Source organism: Rubritalea squalenifaciens DSM 18772, from assembly GCF_900141815.1.
In the GTDB taxonomy this organism is placed as follows: Bacteria; Verrucomicrobiota; Verrucomicrobiia; order Verrucomicrobiales; family Akkermansiaceae; genus Rubritalea; species Rubritalea squalenifaciens.
Map to the genome: position 1 here is coordinate 75,969 of NZ_FQYR01000005.1, position 19,026 is coordinate 94,994.

Below are 19,026 nucleotides of genomic sequence, written 5' to 3' on the forward strand. Positions count from 1 at the left end.
AGGCGTGTGAGGTGGCGTAATCATTGATAAATCAATAACCTGGCTTGACTGAGGGCCAGGAGGTGGACTGTGGTATTTGACAATATGTTTACATGCCGAGCGGATTTCTCTTCAGAGTTGTGACTTTCAGATATTCTGACATCCTTCAGAAAATGGATGCTTCGATAGCAAAGAAGAATATGCCGGCAAAGGTAGTGCCGACGGTGGTGAAGCTTGTGGCTGGTGTTGCCAAAGCTGCGCAGGCTGTTGTGAGCAAGATGGTCTTGGCTCTGGCGGTGGCCCTGGTGCTCTTCTTGGCAGTGATGGGGTACTTCTGGGGAGCCTTGGATGCTCGCTGGCTCTTGCTGCTACCTGGCTTAGTTATGGGGCTTCCGCTTCTGGGGATGGGGGCCTTTGTCTACCTGCTCTATTGTGTGGCTCATTTGCCAAACTCGTTCAAGGAGGCCGTGTCAGATACTAGCAAGCTAAAAAAACGTCACGTGGAACGGGCTGAAAAACTTGAAGGTAAAACGGGCTTACTAGCTCGGCTCGGGCGCCTCCAGTTGACCGCAAGCTTGCTCTGGGATGTGGCGATCAATGTGACCGATCACGGAGGCACTGTTGATGATGCCTTCACTGCACTCTGGTTGTTCAACCCTTTGTTCTGGGTGATTATGCTGTGGTGTGTGGTGGCCGTAGTGGCTACTCAAGTGGGCTTCACTCTATTCTGCTTCCTGCACTGGCTTTTCTAAGTAGAGGTCTTTTACAGCGGTTTTTCGTAGCAGAAATAGGGCTTATCTTTGCCGTGGTAATCCATCTCGCCGATCTTTCTGTAGCCACATTGCTCAAGGAATGACTGCATCGGCTTGTTTGTGGAGTGAGTATCTACTCTGATCGAGTCTTTTGCTTTAGCGCGAGCTATGGACACCGCATGCTTCTCCATGAAGCTGGCGACTCCTTGGCCTTTGGCATCCGGGTGGACTGCGACACGGTGCATGACCAAAGGCTTGGCTAATTGCCAGCTCAGGGAGGCGTACTCGTCAGCCTGCTCTTCATCGATCGTGATAAAGCCCAGAGTATTCCCAGAATCGGAAATAGCTAGATAGAGTGCTGCATTTTCTATGTCTGTTAGGAAGCGGTCATCCAGAGGGTAGTTGCTGTCCCATTGGTCGTTTCCAGCCTCTTGCATGCCGACAACGGTGTGCCGGACGATCTCCATGACCTTAGGTAAGTCTGCTAGACTTGCCGGTCTTATTCCAAGAGCTGTCTTAGAAGGTGCCATTGAGTTTGCGGCCGACCCAGAAGATGGACATGAGGACGATGAGGATAATCATCGTGGTGAGTTGAGCCCAGAGTGGGACTCGTGTCTCCAGTGGGGTACGCTGTGGAAGGGCATCAATAATGGAGGCGATCTCAGGAATCTGGTCCGGGGTGAGCATCTGGCCATTGGCAATTTTTGCCATTTCCGCCAGGACTTCCGGGCGTGCAGGCTGTCCTGTTTTCTCCAGTTCTTGTCCCTGGGCAATCAGGTTGGTCACGACAGGTTTCGCATCGGTGCCTGCAATACCGGCAGTGAGTTTCCACTCACCTGGGAGGGTGACTCGGAAGCGACCGCTGTACGCACCCCAGGAGCCTTTGGACTCATTGAGTGTGATACGGTTGGTTTTGCCGTCAGGAGACTGGATGTCGATGTAGACGGAACCGTCTTTGAGTGGGGCGCCGTACTGGTCGAAGGCGTTAGCATTCAGAGTGACGTAATCTCCTGGATTCGGGCGGTCCGGTGTGTAGTAAAGGCGGACCCGTTCGCCCGCGGCCATGTTTCGCTGATAAGACATCCAGCGTGCTACCTGACCCCAGAAGCGGTAGTGATAGAGGTCCTCCACACCACGGCGCCAGCGCCAGGCGGAGTCATGTCCTAAGAAAAGCACTTTACCTGTGCCAGCTGTTTTGGTGACGAGAAGCGGGATGCGGCCGTACTGGTTGCGGCGGTTTGCGTGGGTGGCCAGTACATCGGCTCCACCTTTTGCCTTGAGGACAGCTGCGGACCAGTAGAAGCCTGGGAGATCGCGCCAGATTTGTTCGTTTTCGTCCTCACTATTGCCGAGCATGGTCAGCAGGGAGCCGCGCCCTTCACCAGTGAGCGCCAGTGGGGATGCGGTACTTTCGCTAATGCCTTTCGGGCGGTCTTTATCCAGGATGACTGGGATAAGATCTCCCAGAGGAGTTTTTAGGAGAGATTCCTGATAGCCGTTAGAGCCAGGAATGAAGACGATGCCAGAAGCCTGGTTTTCTACCAATCCCTTTAGCAGGTCTGCTTGTTCTTTGGTTAGCTGACCATTGCCAACACCCACGTCACCGAGGAAGACGACATCATATTTCTGCAGGTCTTCTAACTTCTCAGGGAAGCGCTGGATGTAGTCAGGTCCATCGCCATTGCCGAGCTGAGGGTGGAAGAGGAGGCAGTCCACATCCACACCTGGATCGCGGGATAGCGCATTACGAATGAAGCGGTATTCCCAGCGTGGTGTGGATTCAATAACGAGAACTTTGAGGTTCTCCTTTTTGCCGCTGATGATGAACTCACGCATGTTGTTCTTGGCCACGAGCTCACCGTCTACAAAGGGAATGGAGAGTTCCAGGGTGGAAGATCCCTCACTCTCCAGGCGCCAGAGGATGGAGTCGTGATATTCCTTGCCGGCCGGGATTCTGATGGACTTGGTGCGTTCCTGACCAGTCTTAGTGTCACGCAGACGGGCGACTGTGTTGACGTCTCGGTCAAGAGATGAGCGGACGGTAAAGGGGATTTGTACATTCTCACCGATGATGCCGTATGTCGGTGCCGTTACATTGATCAGATCTAGATCAGGGAGGCGCTTTTGACTGCCAACGGGTATGGTGAAGAGAGGAACTTTATTAATAAGCAGTTTCTGAGCTCCGCTGACAGGTGGTGCGCCGAGATTCCAGTCACCATCACTGATCATGACGACAGCTCTCAGGTTGTCGTGCTGCTCCAGGACTTTTTCTAGTGGAGAATTTAGATCGGATCCGCTGACAGCCTTCTGGTCGGCTTCAGCATCTTCAGGAATGGCTGAGAATGATTCGGTGAAGACGGTGGTTTTGTTATCGGCCTCCAGGGGCTTCCAGTATTTTTCATCCAGCGCTTTTTCGATCCATTCCTTACGGCTGATGACGGGTGCGTCTGGATCCATGGCCTCTGGAACCAGAGCATCCTCGGTGCTAGTAGAGCCGGAGGCGTCCCACAGAACTGCGATCTTTGGTTCGTCTTCCGGGTGGATGACAGTGCGCCACTCTGGTTCCCAGAGCATGAGAACGACGATGAGGGTGATTAGGAAACGGATGCCTTCCAGTAAACCTGTTATCTTAGGTCGCGATGAACGGCGTAGTGCAGTCACGCACAGAGCGGCAACAAGGATAAGAGCCACGATGCCGGTGATGAACATCGGCATGGATGGGGTGAAGTGCAGGTTTTGGATATGGAAACTAGGATTCACAGCTAGGATGTAGAGGTTGGCTCTTATTGAGCTAGCTTTGTGTTAGGCTGTTGACGTTTCGGATTCAGGCAGAGGAATGCTTCGGTGATCAGGAAGACTAGCATGGCCACAAGGAAGGCTCTCCAGATCTCTTGTGCGAAGGAGTCGTCTTCTCCACCGCTGTCTTCAAAGAGTTCGTATGGAGTGTCCTCGAGAGCGCTGTTCAGATCTTCTTCGGTGGCGATCGTCCAGTTGTCTTCGCTTTCAGGGCGGTTGGTGGCAATGATGCGCTCGCCCATCTGCCAGACGCCAGCTTCGTAGCTGCCATTGATGGAGTTGGATTCGCTGTAGTTGTCTTTACGTGATCTGTTTTCACCGACGACTTGGGGTAGGGAGCGCTTGGAGCCTACCTCGGCTGTATAGCCGGCATCGAAGCGGTCGCTGCCTTTGTCCAAGCTGCGCTGCACGATAGGGAGAATAAAGTCAGCTTCAGCTAGATTGGACCAGCTGTAGTCAGGAGCGGTGGAGACGAAGATGACGGTGCCAGAGCCATGCACAGAGCGGCTGAGGAAGGTTGCCTTGTCATCCCAGTTGGCCAAGGATGTGGCCTCTCCTGTAATGGAGCGGCGCTTGATGGCCCTGAGTTTGGCCATCGGTATTTTGGTGCCTTCCAGTCCGTTGCGGAGGGGGCCATCGGTCTGATCCCAGAAATCGATGATAAAGTATTGGTTGCGAGGTGACTCTTGTAGTTCAGCAAACTGAGTGCCCAAGAAGCTGTTATTGGACTCGGCATCTGACGGGAAGAAGACCACGGCTCCTCCTTGATCGACAAAATCTAAGATGCGTTTCTGGTCATCTTCTTCCGGGAGGGCGGCCTGCCAGAGAAGCAGGGAAACGCCTTGCCATGGAATGTCTGCAACCTGGCGTGGTGTGAATGCCTGGACTTCCTGTTTGGCATAGCCAGGAGGTGCCGCTGCGATGCTCAGGTAGTCTCTGGCTTCTGCTGAGTCAGCCACCACAGCGGTAAGTGTCGGGGAGCTTTCGCCATAGGCAAAGAAGGCGGAGTTGTCTCGTGGATTCTCATCGGCAGGGATGGAGACAAAGCCATAGCCTGAGCCGGCATTCTTTCCAAGTTCCAGTCTTTTGATGGCGCGCATGCTCTGGCTGGAGAGCTCATAGGTTTCAGAGCTCTGTACGCCGTTGACAGAGAAGGTGACTGGTAGAGATGTCTTCAGGTTGTCATCAGCCCGGGTGAGTTCAAAGTCGATGACGAGTTCGTTGTCCTGACGGCGAGCTGAGTGGATTCTAACGGCAACGTTGGAAGATCCTTCGTTGTTGAGAGAGAGAATGCGTAGAGATGACTTTTGGGGAAGGTTGTCAAAGCCAGTGCGAACAGAGTTCCAGCTGCCGGATTCTGTATCCCAGTTGCTCTTCTGCATGTCTGAGGCGACCCAGATTTCCGTGCGGCCAGTCTTTCCTTCTAGGATATGGGTGAGAGCGGTGTTAATAAGAGCAGGAATGTCCGCCTTGGTGTCTGTTGGCTTGGTAAAGGAGATCTCATTGAGGACCGATGGCGAGTCGATGGTTTGAGGTTGTCCTGAGGCACTGTCGATAAGGATGAGTTTTGGATTTCCCAGCTCACTCATGGACTGCTGGACGCGCTCGATGATGCTTTCTCGCTTGCTGATGCCGCTCTGGTCATAGGCTTGCTCCATGGAGGCGGAGCGGTCTAGAACCAGGATGACCGTGTCTAATTTTCCTCCGCCCCAACCTAGCAGTCCGCTTACCAGCGGTCTGGCGAGAGCAAAGACTAAGGCGGCTATGGCCAAGGCCCGGCAGGTTAGAATCAGTATGTGTTTTAGTTTCTTTTTGCCGCGGGATTCTCTGGTGGCTTTCAGAAGGAAGGACATGGCCGCCCACTTCACGGTGCGGTGCCTTCTTCTGTTAAGCAGGTGAATGATCACCGGAATGGCTACCGCCAGAAGCCAGAAGAAAAATGCGTTGGATGTTAGGAATGGAAAGCTCAAGGGATGGATTCTACTTGGATTTCTTAGCGCGATCCTTTCTTAGGCAGGCGGTCGAGAAGGAAAGTGGAGATGATGTTTTCGTAGTCGTCAGTCGTGCGGATGAGTCGATAGTCCGCATTCACGTCGTGGCATCGTCTACGGGTGTCGACGAGGAATTCCTGAACCAGTTCCCTGTATTCGTCTGCAATCAAGGTGGGTTCAGCGACTACGGAAGTGTTGTCCTCCAAGTCCACAAAGCGGTGTGGGCGCTCAAAATCAAAATCGATCTCCTGAGGGTCCATTAGGTGGAAGACGGCAATGTCGTGCTTGCGGTATCTCAGGTGCTGAAGCGCATCAGTGAGTTCTTCTGGATCGCAGAAGAGGTCGGAGATAATGACTACAAGAGCACGGCGGGAGATTTTTTCCGCAATGTCATGCAGTCCTTGTACTAGACCGGTTTCACCCTTCGGCTTCAGGTCTTCCAGTGTCTGGAAGATATTCTGCAGATGAGATGCGCGGCGTCTGGGCGGGATCTCAATGTGCAGCTTCTCGGCGCAGCAGGAGAGGCCTGCGGCATCTCCCTGGTTGACGGCGAGATAGGCCAGTGAGGCTGCCAGCTTTCTAGCAAATTCTATTTTTGGCTCACCTTTGTCCGAGAAGTTCATGGAGCCAGATGAATCGACCACCATGTAGGCCCGCAGGTTGGTATCGGCCTCGAACTCCTTGATGTAGTATCGATCCGAGCGGGCAAAGGCTTTCCAGTCCAGACGGCGGGTGTCATCACCTTGGACATATTTCCGGTACTCGGCAAATTCGACGGAGGAGCCGCGATTGGGGGAGCGGTGCCTACCGGCGACATTACCTAGCATGGGCTGGCGGCTTTCCAGGGGAATGGCGCCCAGCCTGCCTAGTACCTCGGGGTCTAGAAAGGAATATTTCACAAGACTTAGTCTTCGCGCATTTCTTGAACCAGTCTCTCAACGACCTTGTTAGCTGTCATGCCTTGGGACTCAGCAGCAAAGTTCGTAAGTACACGGTGGCCAAGAACGGGCTTGGCGACAGCCTCGATGTCCTCCAGGCGTGCCATGTAGGAACCGTGGAGAGCTGCGCGGGACTTGGCGCCGAGGATGAGGTACTGTACCGCACGAGGGCCTGCGCCCCAGCCTACGTATTCTTTTACCCAATCCGGAGAGCTATCCAGCCCCGGGCGAGTCTTACGTACGATGTCTACTGCGTAGTCATAGATGTGGTCTGGTACAGGGATGCGGCGCACGAGTTCTTGATATTCGATGACCTGCTCGCCTGTTAGTACAGGGCTTAACTTGTCTTTCACCACACCTGTGGTTTCACGAGCAATACGGCGCTCTTCTTCCTCTGTTGGGTAGTCCACATCAATGAGGAACATGAATCGGTCAAGCTGAGCTTCTGGGAGTGGGTAGGTACCTTCTTGTTCAACCGGGTTCTGGGTGGCGAGTACGAAGAAGGGGGCGTCCAGTTTGTAGGAGTGGCCTAGCACGGTCACCTTGCGCTCCTGCATGGCCTCAAGCATCGCGGCCTGAGTTTTCGCTGGAGCACGGTTGATTTCATCCGCAAGGAGGAGGTTGGCAAAGACTGGGCCTTTGATGAATTCAAACTCTCTCTTGCCTGAAGAGGTCTCCTGAATGATGTCAGTACCTGTGATGTCCGCAGGCATCAGGTCCGGTGTGAACTGGATGCGGTTGAAGGAAAGCTCCAGCGTTTCTGCTACGGAAGAGACCAGCAATGTCTTGGCGAGACCTGGTACCCCCATGAGGAGAGCGTGACCTCTGGCAAACAGAGCAATGGCTAACTGCTCGACGACTTCCTCCTGACCGATGATGATCTTGGCGATCTCATCCTTGAATGACCTATATGTATGGCCGAGTTGATCAATGGCTGCCACGTCGTCTGGCGGCAGGGAGGTCATTTCTGATGTGATCGGAGTCGAAGTGGCAGTTTCCATGCGTCTAATAGTTGCTTTAAAATTTACTGAATAGCGTAGAACAAAATGTAATTTATCTAAACTCTGGTGAGAAAGATAACTTATTTTTTCTATCTATATGCTACGCCGATAGTAAATCTAGTCTAGCAAACTATTGCGCTTGGAGTTCTTCTTTGGAAATGCCGCGTAATTCAAACGCCCTGATGACCGTGGCTTCGATCAAATTGTTCGGGCAAGAAGCTCCTGCGGTAACGCCAATGGTAACCGGCTTTTCCAGATCGAGGAGGTTCGTATAGTCGGAGGTGATTTCCGCTTTGTGCTCGAGGTCGAAGTGGACGATTTGTTCGAGAGATTGGATACAGTCCGAGTTGCGGATGAAGAAGGTGGGGAGTTCCTCTTGGCCGATTTCGACGAGGTGGGTCGTATTGGAGGAGTTGTAGCCGCCAACGACGAGGAGGACGTCCATGTGGTGCTTAAGCATCTCAAACAGAGCATCCTGTCTTTCTTGGGTTGCGCCGCAAATGGTGTCAAAAAACTGGAAGTTCTTGGTGTCGCCGTCGCGGTCTTCCACGGCACGGTAGACCATGCGTTGAATTTCCTCAGTCTCGCTCTTCAGCATGGTGGTCTGGTTCGCCACACCCACTTGAGTGAGGTGCTTGTCTGGATCAAAGCCTGGTGAGACGGCATGACCGAATCTCTCCATCAGGGCTTCTGAGCTTACCTTGCCGCGGATGTAGTCACAGAGGAATTGGGTGTCTGCCAGAGTCAGGACCACGATGTAGTGGCCAGTGCCGTCATCACCCAAGGCGCGGGAGGCAGTAGCACGGGTTTCTTCATGACCAGCCTTGCCGTGGATAATGGATGTGAAACCTTCTTTGGCATAGGTGCGTACGCGGCGCCAGACCTTCATGACGTCGCCGCAGGTGGTATCCACGATCGCTGCACCTTTTTCTTCGATCTTATCGATGAAGTCAGTCGGGGCTCCGAAAGCGGGAACGATCACGACATCGTCTTCCGTGAGGGCGTCGTACTGTTCATTCATCTCCTTCCATGGAAGGGAGACGATGTTCATTTCAGTGAGCTGTCGGTTGACTTCCGGGTTGTGGATGATTTCACCAATCAGGAAAATTTTATTGTCCGCAAATACCTTGCGGGCTGCGTAGGCTAGATCGATCGCTCTTTCCACGCCGTAGCAGAAGCCGAATTGCTGGGCCAAACGCACAGTGGTATTACCAACTGTAAAGACCCCGTCATTGGAACGGATCTTTTCTACGATGGAGGACTCATAATGTCTGCGTACTTCCGCCTGGACTTTTTCCATGACGTCAGGTCTGCGTACGTTGATTCTCTTTCGCTTGGGCTTGGCGGCTGGTTTGGCTGATTGATCGGACATAGTTTGCTTGCGGGGAGGATGGCGCGGATGTGAGCCAGATGCACGTGTTATTTCAGTGATTTTGTGCGGAAGGGCAAATAAAGCAGGCCGAAAATAGCCAGGCAAATCACCTCCATGACCAAAATGTAGTAGGGCCAGGCCGGGAGGAGGTCCAGCAGACTGGCTGTTTTGGGCTTGGCGCTGAGAAATCCATAGTTGGTTCCAGCGGCAAAATTAAAGGACATGGCGACAACGACGTAGAGCTGAGTGATGAGAAAAATTCGAAGCACCGAGTTTTTGCGAGGTCTCCATCCCAGCCCTAGCGGGAGCAGGAGGGCGGTGATGACCACCACGCCGTGTTGCCAGAAGAAGGCCAGATAGAGGGGGTGGGGAAAGCTGTAAGCGATGACCGGGGTCAAGAGTCCTTGCACGGTGCCTGCTAGTCCCCAGTAGTAGGCGAGCTCGCACATTGTCTTGTGCCTGGTGAGCAGCGCGAAGCCGCAAGCGAATGAGGCCAGGTCACATAGGTGAAGAGGGACAGTGTTTTCGAGGGTAGATTCTGTGGTTGCCAGGCTCCAGGAAATCAGGGTGGCGGGAAAGCTCAGAAAACAGAGATAGGCCAGCGGGGTAGTCAGGAGGCTATTAGCCGGATTGCCGAGTTTGCGGCAGCCCTGAATCAGTAGTATCGCCACAGTGGCTATACTGGCCAGAGTCAGCAGGTGGCAGGTGTCAAAATGCTGCATGGCAAGCATGTGGGTAGATGGCATGAATGATGGGGTATTGGGGAAATCATTAAGAAGGCTTTAGTTATGCGCGCACTTTACTCAGGAAACCTTGATTTCTGAGCTTATCAGATTGATAAGCAAGTTGAAAGGAGTAGGTCATAAATGCTTGGAAACCTGTCATGATGGCCTCTTCCTAGTGTGTTCTTGGTGGCGTACATCTCTCATACAGAGTTGGTTGCGAGGATTTTGTTGTGGGGTATAAAATCTCTTTACTGGGGGTCTATTTAGCGATTATGATGTTAACGCCTCGGAAACCAAGTGTGACAATGGAAAATTCAAGCAATAACCTTAGCATCGAAACCCTGCTCGAACAGGTGCAAAATGAGCCCAATAATTGGAGCGCACGCAAAAAAGCGTCACTCAAGCTCTACGAGCAAGGTCGTTACCTTGAGGCTGCGGATGTGCTCTGGAAAGCACCAGAAATGCCTGCTACTGACGTTGATGTGGCCTTTTCCATCAAAGTAGTTTCTCGGGCGAGACCCAATCGCTCCATCCGTTTGGTGTATGAGCTGATCCGCCGTAATGCCGGAAAGCCTATGAAAAATCTGGCGATGGCACGCGCTCTAAACATGATTGGAATGCCTATGCTTGCGTCCCGCTTCTATGGTGCAGCTGTGGCGGAAGATGGCCAGCTCTTTGATCTTTCATTCGAGAAGCAGACATTGTGGTATGATGACTCAGGCAGTCTCCTGGACCAGTGGAAGGAGACAGACCAAGAGGCAAAACCACCATTGGCTGTTCCTCTGCAAGAATTTACTGGCGAGTATATTGAGTTCGACAAGTTGTTGGCTCACCATGCCGAGACCAAAAAGACCGCGAGTGTTGGAAGTACTCCGACCACTCCCTTGAGCATGCCGAAGCCATTGCCTCAGTCTAGTGAGAAGCCGGTGAATCCAGCCACCAACCCTAATCCGAATCAGCCGGCTGAGGCTGGTACGGCCTCCACCTTGTCAAAGCCCGCGCCATTTGTAGCGCCGCCTGTGCAGCCAAAACCGGAAAATGGAGCACCCGTGATTCCTCCAAGGCCGCAGCAGTCTGCCGTGGCTCCGCCGGCTGCAGGGAATACACCGACTACTCCACTTATTCGCCCGAATGTTCCAGCCAGTCAGATCAAGCGCCCTACCTTACTGCGTGCAGATGTGAAGAAGGAGCAGGGGCAGTAATGAGCTAGGATGGGATTAGTTTCATCCGCGCAGCAATTCGTGCAAACTTTGTCTTATCAAACACGCTTTAGCGTGGTTATTTCAAGCCTATGAGTAATGCGCTAGTTTGGCTCAACGGGCAGCTGGTAAAGCAAGAGGAGGCTGCTGTCTCTGCCATCTCTCCGGGTTTGCTTGTGGCTATGGGACTCTTTGAGACCATGGCGGTCTATGAGGGCAAGGTCTTTGCGTTTGGCAGGCATTATCGCCGGCTTGAGCAAGGGTGTGAGCGCTTAGGGTTTGTTTCTCCGACTATGGATGTGCTGGAGGCGGTCATGACTGAATTGCTCCGGGATAATGCTCTGCTGCATGGTCGGGCGAGAGTGCGGATCACCCTGTTCGAAGGGCCATTGAAAATGGAGACCCTGGTGCAAGCCACCGCTGTGGAGCCGAGTGAAGGCGCTAGCCGCATGCTTGTTTCTCCATACAGGCGTAACGAGCGGGGAGCCCTGACAGGTATCAAGGCCACCGCTTATGCGGAGAATATTTTGGCTCTTAGAGAGGTCCGGCAGCAAGGAGCGGACGAGGTGGTTATTCTTAATAGTCGAGATGAGGTGTGTGAGGGGGGGACGACGAATATCTTCTGTGTGGAGAATGATGTTGTGCTGACATCACCTCTCTCCAGTGGTTGCTTGCCGGGGGTGACCCGCGAGATTGTCATGGAACTCTGTCAGGATAGGGGTATGCCTGTGAGGGAGGAAGCTCTCTCTCTGGAGAGGCTGCTGAAGAGTGATGGTGTGTTTTTAACGGGCTCACTGCGTGAAGTCCAGGCGGTGGAGAGTATTGGTGAGCGCACTTGGGGTAAGCACAGTCTGGTCGACCAGATTTCCGGTGCTTACCAAAGTTATGTGAGAGATTATATAGATGGCGCTGAATAGTTACACCGCTCAAATTAAAGACTCCGATGTAGAGAAGCTGAGACGGCTGCTTGATGAAAGGGGATTCGAATTCGGGAGCAAGCCATACGCGCGCTTTTCATGCAAGAAGGGTAAACTGAATGTGACGGTCTACGAGAAGGGGCCTAAAGTCCTTGTTCAGGGCAAAGAGACTGAAGATTTTGTGAAGTTCATCCTCGAGCCGGAAATTCTGGGTGAAGCCAGGCTGGGCAATGAGGAGGTCTTTGATCCCGAGATGTTTCAGCCGCACATCGGGGTGGATGAGAGTGGCAAGGGAGATTTCTTTGGTCCTTTGGTGATTGCCGGAGTCTATGTGGACGGGGCGATCGCCAGAGCTTTGATGGATGCCGGAGTGATGGACAGCAAGCGGATTTCCAGCGCGGCCAGAATTCGGAAGCTGGCGGGAATTGTGAAGAAAATCCCTGGTTTGGACTACGAAGTCATTCGTTTGAAGCCAGAGAAATATAACGAGCTTTATTCAAAATTCGGCAACGTAAATCGCTTGTTAGCCTGGGGTCATGCCCGGGTCATCCGCGAACTCGCTATCCGGCAGCCTGACTGCCACAGGGCATTGAGTGATCAGTTCGCTAGGGAAGATGTGCTACAACGCGCTCTCGCCCAACAGGGTGAAGCTGTCTCACGCCTGAAACTGGACCAGAGAACTAAAGGGGAGAGCGATGTGGCTGTTGCGGCCGCGTCAATTCTCGCTCGGGAATCCTTTGTGGAATGGATGGAACTGGCTAGTGAAAAAGGAGGTGTGGAATTGCCCCTGGGAGCTGGAGCTGGTGTCAAAGAGGCGGCCCGGGAGGTCATCAAGCAGCACGGTGAAGGGATTCTCCCGAAGGTGGCCAAGGTCCACTTTAAGACCGCCAGTGAGCTCTGAAGCGTGATTTTTAATTTTTGTTATTCTCTGATAGACTGAGGGTTATCTTTGGTTTCTTGCTGCATGCAATTGTGATTACAAAATAGGTAAAAAACGTCTCAGATTGATTAAAAATCACAAAAAACGGTTATTTTCTTCTCTTAATTGCATTTTTTACGGGACAAAAGTGTCGAGATGTGATGTCCATTTGCCCCGCAACTAACGCGTTGCCGACTTTACATATAATCCACATTTAAAAATGGTTACAATTACTAAGCGCGATCTCGTTATTAAGCTGAGCAATGAAACTGGCCTGACTCAACAGGAAGTTTTTGCAGTTGTTCAGGGTACCTTGGATTCCATCACTGAAGAGCTTGCAAAGGGCAACTCCGTTGTAATGCGCAACTTCGGTGCGTTCCAAGTTAGGGAAGTTAAAGGCAAGATCGGCCGTAACCCTAAGGATCCATCAAAGGATGTGCCAATTCCTCCACGTGCAGTGGTGAAATTCAAGCCAGGTAAAGAGATGAAAGAGAAGGTTGCTCGCATCCTTCCAGTTCTCCAAGAGGAGAAGGTCTAATTATCTGCTGTAGATAACAGATTCTAGAAAGCGCGGTTTCCTCTATGGAAGCCGCGCTTTTTTTGTGCTGCCAAAGCATTGTAGTAACGAGTGATGGTGGTGGTAAATACTTTCTTCAAGAGAGCTTGGGGGTCTTGTAGTGTATTGTGTAGGAGTGATTTATTGTTGTTGTGGGCTGATTCTTAAATGACCAAGCTTGGGATGCGGAATGACCGCCTGCCGGGGCCTCGTCTGTCTTAATCTGAGTGGGTAATGCGTCTTGAGGGCTGTGTCGGGCTTCCCATTCGGCTGGGGGCATGCTATGGCTGCCATCAAGAAACTTATGAAGCCTTACAAGAAGTTAGCTGAGACAGTGACCCCAGAGGGTGAACCACTGGAATTATTTGAGCATGATGGAGAGTTTTTCATCAGCTCCCATGGTGAACGCTTGATGACCAGTGTTGCCCACGGCAGTGAGGAAGAGCTTGCCAGGATGGCGTGCCAGCCATTTCGTCCTGCTCGTCAGCCCAAGGTCTTGGTCGGGGGACTTGGTATGGGCTTCACTCTGGCAGCCGCCGTGGAGAGTTTGCCCCAGCAGGGTGCCTGCTTTGTGGTGGCTGAGCTGACTCAAGGTGTGTTGGAGTGGAACCAGACCTATCTAAAAGGAATTCATCCGGGCTTGCTGGATGACCCGCGAGTGGAGGTGAAGGTGAATCCTGTCCAAGAGTTGATCGCGAAAGCGACTCCTGGTGAGTACAGTGTGATCATGCTGGACGTCGATAATGGGCCAAGTGCCTTCCATGGTGAACAAAATGAGTCCTTGTATACGCTAAAAGGATTGGAAGCTGCGAAAGCTGCTTTGAAAGAAGGCGGAATATTAGCCGTATGGTCAGCATATCCCGACAAAAAGTTTACCAAATTGTTGAGGAAAGCGAAATATGACGTATCAGAAGTAGAAGTTCCAGCAGCTCACAAAGGTCGTAAGCGCCGCATGCATACGATCTGGCTAGCCAAGAATGGCGCATACGTATCCCAAAATAAACCAACACGAAGAAGTAGATGAGAATTAGAGAGAGTCTGATGGTGTTTGCCATGGGGGCAGCAAGCCTCTGTGCAGCCGAGTTCACCCTCAAAGAAGGCAAGTTCGAGCAAACAGTCGATATCAAGGCAGTCGCTGTTCCTGAATCAGCAGTAGAGATCTCTATTTCTCCAAAAGCTTGGTATGATTATCCGGTGGATTCACTGGCTGAGCACGGTCGTAAGGTGAAAAAGGGGGATACCCTCATTCAGGTTGATACTGAGAAATTGGACCAAGCTATCCTGGAGGCTGAGAAGGCCCGCCTTGTGGACCAGATGAACCTGGAGAAACTCAAGCAGGAGCTTGCTGAGCTTGAGGTGAATACCAAGATCTCTCTCGATGAGGCGCAGCGCAACTACGAGCGCCAGAAGCAGGACTACGAATATTTTAAAAACACCGAGCTTCCTCTGATGGAAGCAGACGCCCAGCTGACCATGGATAAATACCAATGGCGCTTGGATAACGAGAAGGAGGAGCTCGAGCAGTTGCTCAAGATGTATAAGGCTGATGGTCTCACCGAAGAGACTGAGGAGATCATCGTGCAGCGCGCCAAGAATTCCGTGAAGGCTTCAGAGTTTGACTACAAGGAATCCATGCTGGCTGGTAAGCGCAAACTCGAAGTGGTCATTCCACGATTAAAAAAGGATCGTGAAGTGGGCATGCAGCGCGAGACCAACAAGTGGGAATCACTCCAGAAATCCTGGCCTCGTGCTCTGGAAATCAAGCGCGCCGAGGTTGAAAAAGCAGTTCGTGCAGACCAGCGTAAGGCCGAGCACCTGGATAAGCTCAAAGCCGACCGCAAAGCCGCAGAGCTGGTATCACCGGTTGATGGCTATGTCTACTACGGTGAATTCATTCCCGGTGGTTGGTATCAAGACGCAGCACGCAAGGTGTTGTACAAAGGTGGCAAACTGCCCGGTGACAAGGTTTTGATGACCGTGGTGCCTGAGGGCGCCAAGTTCGAGCTCGAGGGCAAGGCAAACGAGTGGCAGGTAAACAGGCTGACTGAAAATCTCAGTGGTATGGCCAGCCCTGCCTACGATCCTTGGAAGCGCTTTGAAGTGAAAGTTTCTGATGTAACTCCTGTTCCACAGAAATCTGGCGAATGGGTAATCGAGTTTAACAGTGAGCAGATGGCTGATTCCATTGTGGCTGGTTCCTCGGTGGATCTTAGCTTCAAGAGCTACGTGAATGAGAAGGCTTTGTTTGTACCGCCAGCTGCGGTGACTTCACTTCCTGACGGCAGCTACACGGTGAATGTGAAGATGGCCGATGGTAAGACTGAGGCAAAGACCATCAAAGTGGGACAAGTTACCAGCGATAAGGTGGAGGTTGTCGAAGGGCTCGAGGCTGGTCAGGTAGTTATCTACGAAGAGAAGAAGTAAATGCGCCGTCTTATTCCATGTCTGGCGATCAGTCTTGTTGCTGGAGCAGTAGCTCAGGAACAAGACTTTAATTCCCTGCCCAAGAAGGTGGTGCCGAGTCCTCCTGTGGTGGATACCGACCCCTTGTCTTCTGAGGATCTAGAGACCTCCATCCGTAAAGGAGTGGATTTCCTACTGAAAATTCAGAATAAGAATGGCTCCTGGGGTGGTCCGACAGATACCAAGGGCTTGAACATCTATGCGCCCCTACCTGGGGCTCATCATGCATTCCGCATGGGGACCAGTGGTCTCGCGCTGGCGGGTTTGGTGATGGCTGATGACCCAAGGCCAGAGGCCAAGGCTGCAATCGACAAAGCCGAGCAATGGCTGATCAAAGAGCTTCCCAAGCTCAAGCGGCCGGACGCCACGACCACTTACAATAACTGGGGGCATGCCTACGGCCTGAGGGCGATTAATGCATTAGCCCAGCGAGAGGGAATTTCTGCTGAGAAGAAAGCTGAATACGCCAAGCTGGCTCAGGAGCAAGTCGATGCCCTGGTGCGTTACCAGGACATTGATGGCGGCTGGGGTTATCTCCATTTTGACAGTGTTACGCAGCGTCCAAGTGGAGAGTCCACGAGCTTTCTCACCGGCACCGTGCTTTTGGCTATTCATGAAGCGAAAGAGCTGTTCGGGGTAAGTTTTCCGAAGGACCGCCTGATGATGGCGATGCAGAGCATCCACATCCAGCAGACTCCGGATTTCTCTTATGTATATGCGATGGGGCACCGGAAAGTACCGCGCTATGATATCAATCGTCCGGCTGGGTCGTTGGCGCGTACTCCCGTCTGCAATGCTGCTTTGCGGGTGTGGGGGGATGAGAAAATCACTGACGAAGTTCTGACCCAAGGCTTGGATAGACTGGTAAAGCGTAATGGCTGGCTGGATATTGGGCGTAAACGTCCCAGACCACATGAGACACATTTTGCAATTTCCGGGTATTTCTATTTCTACGGTCACTATTACGCTTCGGAGTGCATCACCATGCTGCCGAAAGAAGAGCAGGCAGAGTGGAAAGACAAGCTCGCTAAGATCCTGCTGGATAAGCAGGAGAGTGACGGGAGCTGGTGGGACTATCCATTGTACAGCTATGGCCCACCCTATGGTACGGGCTACACTCTGGCAGCCTTGAGTCGCTGCAGAAAAACTCAATAAGGCGGAAGAAAGTTCACTTTTCCGCTCTTGATAGTGGGGATTCTGGTTTTTTCTTACTGAATTCTTGTAACCTTTGTGTTCATTTCGGACTAATAACACGTAAGGTTTAGTCGTTACCTTCCATTGATATCAAAAGATAACGAGACTATCTGTAGATTATGAGTGCATCCGGAAAAATCCTCCTCGTATTGATGTGTGGCGCCGCTGGTTACGTGGCGCACCCCTATCTGTTTCCTTCAACCGCATCAGAAAGTTCAGAGAGTGAGGCTGAGTTTGTCCGTGAAGCGGGTCTAGTCGAGCAAGAGGCTGTAGCGGCCACGGTTGTTCAGGAGGAAGTCAAGTTTTCCAATATTGTTGGCAAGAGTGTGTCCAAGCAGCCGTCTCTCGTCGAGCCGGAGCCTGACATGGATTACAAGCAGGGGGAGGCAGACCCTTTCCAGGATTCTAGTTTGATTCTGGTAGGCACCCAAGCCACGGCCACCAAGGAGCTTGAGAAGGATGCGAAGTATCTTGAGCTGGCAATCACTTCAGGAAAGTGGACGGAGTACCGCTCCATGCTACTCCAGTCCATGGCAGATGAATTTAAGCAAATCCGCCTGGGCTCCAATACCACCCTGTTTGACCCTGTTTGGAAAGAGGAGCGTTTTTACAAGGCAATGCTCCGGTGGAGAGTGTTAGGTATTATTTCTCCCTCAAGCTTGGATAAGGTTTCCGAGGTGCCAGCACTTGTCGAGATGACCAAGTGGATTTTCAACGAAGATGCTGTCATGGAGGAAATTATCATGACGGTCAGTGAAAAGGATGATGTGCATGGTGCTTTCCAGATGCTTTGCGATATCTGGCGCAGTCATACAGAAAAGCCTGATCAGGCGAAGAAGTATTTCAATTTGGCTCTGGCTTGCTCTCTCGTCTACGATAACCAAATCCGTTATAAGAATCAATCCAGTGAAAATGGTTCTCATGTAGAGCCTTTCAGCCGCTATCAGTGGTATGTGGATAAGAATGAATCTGGTCTGTTAGAGGTGAGTATCGACCGAAGCTCTGCCCGGGATCTGACCTTTGTGGTGTGCGCGCCTGTCTCCGAGGAGGAACTGGACTGGGCTCTCAAGAAATTCCGTAGCAAGCGTCGTAAATCTTGGGGAGACACATACGGGGAAGTAGAGTACCTGATGGAGCGGGCAGTTGAGGGATTGAACCCCTATAAGGAGTATACGCTGCCAGAGATTCTCAAAGAAGGTGGTATCTGTGGTGACCAGACCTATTTCTGTGTGAATACCGCAAGAGCTGCTGGTATTCCAGCCTTTGGTTTGGCTGGGGTGACTGACTTGGGTGGGCACGCTTGGGCCGCCGTCAAGATAGAGCCCGATGAATGGTCCACGAAGATTGGTCGCATTGGTGGGGTCTCCAAAGGCAAAGGAAGAGATCCTCAGACTGGTGACTCAATCACTGAGCAGGAGGTTTGGCTGTGGTCCACCAGAGAGCATCAAAGCCGTAAAAATCTCGTCGAGGTCAATCGTCTCGTTTGGTTGTCCGAGGTGTTTGATAACATCAATCAGAAGGACCTGCATGTTCAGGCCGTTTACGCGGCGCACAAGGCTGGCATGTCATTTCCGAAAATCTGGCATCTGGTCTACAGCGTGATGGAGAAAGATCCCAAATACATGGAGAAGCCAGAGTCTGCTGAGACCATTAAGAGTTGGTGGGACTTCTGCAATGACCTTAAAAGGGAATTCAAAGATAATCCACGCATGGCCGAAATGGCTATCACTGTTGAGGATAAGCACATTTATCCCTACGCCGAAATGGGAGATGTTAGAAGGCAGCTCGCCAGAGATAGACGCCGTGGAAACCGTGACGCAGAGGAACAGGCTGATTTGGTTACCACTAGCTTGAAGCGTGAATCACAGTTGTTGCTTAAGCGAGACAAGGAAAATGCCCTGAAAGAAATTGGTCAGCTCTATGACCGCGCCTTGCGTGATTACGGTGGATCCATCAGTGGGTTCCGCACTATGGCGGAAGACTATTTTGCCATGATGAAGTCTGATGAGAAAATGGCTAAAAAGGCAGTCATGGACATCGATCTTTCATTCCACCGCGTCGTAGATACTGGTTCAAAGAACTGGTTCAGAGCTAAGGCTGAAGTCGGCGTGCATAAGCTCATCTGTAATATGTACCGGGAGATTGGTGAGGTGAAGCGTGCGGAGAACATGGAGAAGAGACTTGAGCGCCAGATCGAGAGGGCGAAACGCGGAGCTCTCTAGAG

The 19,026-nt window shown here is 52.0% G+C and carries 16 protein-coding genes; 9 read left to right on the top strand and 7 right to left on the bottom strand.

Annotated features, from left to right (window positions below):
- Positions 1-92: 92 nt before the first annotated feature.
- Positions 93-731, top strand: a complete 639-nt coding sequence (locus tag BUB27_RS13570) for a hypothetical protein (RefSeq protein ID WP_159434966.1) — start codon at positions 93-95, stop codon at positions 729-731.
- An 11-nt stretch (positions 732-742) separates the two neighbouring features.
- Here BUB27_RS13570 and BUB27_RS13575 read toward each other — a convergent pair whose 3' ends face one another.
- The 7 genes from BUB27_RS13575 to BUB27_RS13605 all read right to left on the bottom strand — a co-directional run bounded on the left by BUB27_RS13575 (position 743) and on the right by BUB27_RS13605 (position 9,575).
- Positions 743-1,261, bottom strand: a complete 519-nt coding sequence (locus BUB27_RS13575) for a GNAT family N-acetyltransferase (protein WP_143184406.1) — start codon at positions 1,259-1,261, stop codon at positions 743-745.
- Complete coding sequence (locus tag BUB27_RS13580) at positions 1,248-3,491, bottom strand: hypothetical protein (protein ID WP_143184407.1); 2,244 nt, start codon at positions 3,489-3,491, stop codon at positions 1,248-1,250. Before BUB27_RS13580 ends, BUB27_RS13575 begins: the two co-directional genes overlap by 14 nt.
- Before the next feature lie 23 nt (positions 3,492-3,514).
- Positions 3,515-5,497, bottom strand: coding sequence for a vWA domain-containing protein (locus BUB27_RS13585; RefSeq protein WP_159434967.1), 1,983 nt, complete (start codon positions 5,495-5,497; stop codon positions 3,515-3,517).
- A 23-nt stretch (positions 5,498-5,520) separates the two neighbouring features.
- A complete protein-coding gene (locus BUB27_RS13590) occupies positions 5,521-6,417 on the bottom strand; it encodes a DUF58 domain-containing protein (RefSeq protein ID WP_234991757.1) in 897 nt (298 codons plus the stop codon).
- Between the two features lie 5 nt (positions 6,418-6,422).
- Entirely contained in the window at positions 6,423-7,457 is a 1,035-nt protein-coding gene (locus BUB27_RS13595) for an AAA family ATPase (RefSeq protein ID WP_143184409.1), read from the bottom strand.
- Between the two features lie 130 nt (positions 7,458-7,587).
- Positions 7,588-8,829 carry a 4-hydroxy-3-methylbut-2-enyl diphosphate reductase gene (locus BUB27_RS13600; RefSeq protein WP_143184410.1) on the bottom strand — a complete coding sequence of 414 codons (1,242 nt, stop codon included), beginning with the start codon at positions 8,827-8,829 and terminating at the stop codon, positions 7,588-7,590.
- Positions 8,830-8,876: 47 nt separating this feature from the next.
- Positions 8,877-9,575 (bottom strand): YwaF family protein, encoded by a 699-nt coding sequence (locus tag BUB27_RS13605; protein WP_143184411.1) that lies wholly within the window; start codon positions 9,573-9,575, stop codon positions 8,877-8,879.
- Positions 9,576-9,859: 284 nt separating this feature from the next.
- Between BUB27_RS13605 and BUB27_RS13610 the strand changes: the two genes are divergently transcribed.
- The 8 genes from BUB27_RS13610 to BUB27_RS13645 all read left to right on the top strand — a co-directional run bounded on the left by BUB27_RS13610 (position 9,860) and on the right by BUB27_RS13645 (position 19,024).
- Positions 9,860-10,756, top strand: a complete 897-nt coding sequence (locus BUB27_RS13610) for a hypothetical protein (RefSeq protein ID WP_143184412.1) — start codon at positions 9,860-9,862, stop codon at positions 10,754-10,756.
- A gap of 89 nt (positions 10,757-10,845) precedes the next feature.
- Entirely contained in the window at positions 10,846-11,670 is an 825-nt protein-coding gene (locus tag BUB27_RS13615) for an aminotransferase class IV (RefSeq protein ID WP_143184413.1), read from the top strand.
- Positions 11,657-12,571 (top strand): ribonuclease HIII, encoded by a 915-nt coding sequence (gene rnhC, locus BUB27_RS13620; protein ID WP_143184414.1) that lies wholly within the window; start codon positions 11,657-11,659, stop codon positions 12,569-12,571. The genes BUB27_RS13615 and rnhC overlap by 14 nt, the downstream gene beginning before the upstream one ends.
- Positions 12,572-12,809: 238 nt before the next feature.
- Positions 12,810-13,127, top strand: a complete 318-nt coding sequence (locus tag BUB27_RS13625) for an HU family DNA-binding protein (protein ID WP_143184415.1) — start codon at positions 12,810-12,812, stop codon at positions 13,125-13,127.
- A gap of 301 nt (positions 13,128-13,428) precedes the next feature.
- On the top strand, positions 13,429-14,169 hold the full coding sequence (locus BUB27_RS13630; RefSeq protein ID WP_143184416.1) for a spermine/spermidine synthase domain-containing protein: 741 nt from the start codon (positions 13,429-13,431) through the stop codon (positions 14,167-14,169).
- Positions 14,166-15,569 carry a permuted SH3 domain-containing protein gene (locus BUB27_RS13635; protein ID WP_143184417.1) on the top strand — a complete coding sequence of 468 codons (1,404 nt, stop codon included), beginning with the start codon at positions 14,166-14,168 and terminating at the stop codon, positions 15,567-15,569. Before BUB27_RS13630 ends, BUB27_RS13635 begins: the two co-directional genes overlap by 4 nt.
- Positions 15,570-16,763 (top strand): prenyltransferase/squalene oxidase repeat-containing protein, encoded by a 1,194-nt coding sequence (locus tag BUB27_RS13640; RefSeq protein ID WP_143184418.1) that lies wholly within the window; start codon positions 15,570-15,572, stop codon positions 16,761-16,763.
- Positions 16,764-16,921: 158 nt separating this feature from the next.
- Positions 16,922-19,024 (top strand): transglutaminase-like domain-containing protein, encoded by a 2,103-nt coding sequence (locus BUB27_RS13645; protein WP_143184419.1) that lies wholly within the window; start codon positions 16,922-16,924, stop codon positions 19,022-19,024.
- Positions 19,025-19,026 lie beyond the last annotated feature (2 nt).

Coding starts and splice junctions, on each gene's coding strand:
- BUB27_RS13570 (WP_159434966.1), top strand. CDS start 93: ATGCCGAGCGGATTTCTCTTCAGAGTTGTGACTTTCAGATATTCTGAC.
- BUB27_RS13575 (WP_143184406.1), bottom strand. CDS start 1,261: ATGGCACCTTCTAAGACAGCTCTTGGAATAAGACCGGCAAGTCTAGCA.
- BUB27_RS13595 (WP_143184409.1), bottom strand. CDS start 7,457: ATGGAAACTGCCACTTCGACTCCGATCACATCAGAAATGACCTCCCTG.
- BUB27_RS13600 (WP_143184410.1), bottom strand. CDS start 8,829: ATGTCCGATCAATCAGCCAAACCAGCCGCCAAGCCCAAGCGAAAGAGA.
- BUB27_RS13605 (WP_143184411.1), bottom strand. CDS start 9,575: ATGCCATCTACCCACATGCTTGCCATGCAGCATTTTGACACCTGCCAC.
- BUB27_RS13610 (WP_143184412.1), top strand. CDS start 9,860: ATGGAAAATTCAAGCAATAACCTTAGCATCGAAACCCTGCTCGAACAG.
- BUB27_RS13615 (WP_143184413.1), top strand. CDS start 10,846: ATGAGTAATGCGCTAGTTTGGCTCAACGGGCAGCTGGTAAAGCAAGAG.
- rnhC (WP_143184414.1), top strand. CDS start 11,657: ATGGCGCTGAATAGTTACACCGCTCAAATTAAAGACTCCGATGTAGAG.
- BUB27_RS13625 (WP_143184415.1), top strand. CDS start 12,810: ATGGTTACAATTACTAAGCGCGATCTCGTTATTAAGCTGAGCAATGAA.
- BUB27_RS13630 (WP_143184416.1), top strand. CDS start 13,429: ATGGCTGCCATCAAGAAACTTATGAAGCCTTACAAGAAGTTAGCTGAG.
- BUB27_RS13635 (WP_143184417.1), top strand. CDS start 14,166: ATGAGAATTAGAGAGAGTCTGATGGTGTTTGCCATGGGGGCAGCAAGC.
- BUB27_RS13640 (WP_143184418.1), top strand. CDS start 15,570: ATGCGCCGTCTTATTCCATGTCTGGCGATCAGTCTTGTTGCTGGAGCA.
- BUB27_RS13645 (WP_143184419.1), top strand. CDS start 16,922: ATGAGTGCATCCGGAAAAATCCTCCTCGTATTGATGTGTGGCGCCGCT.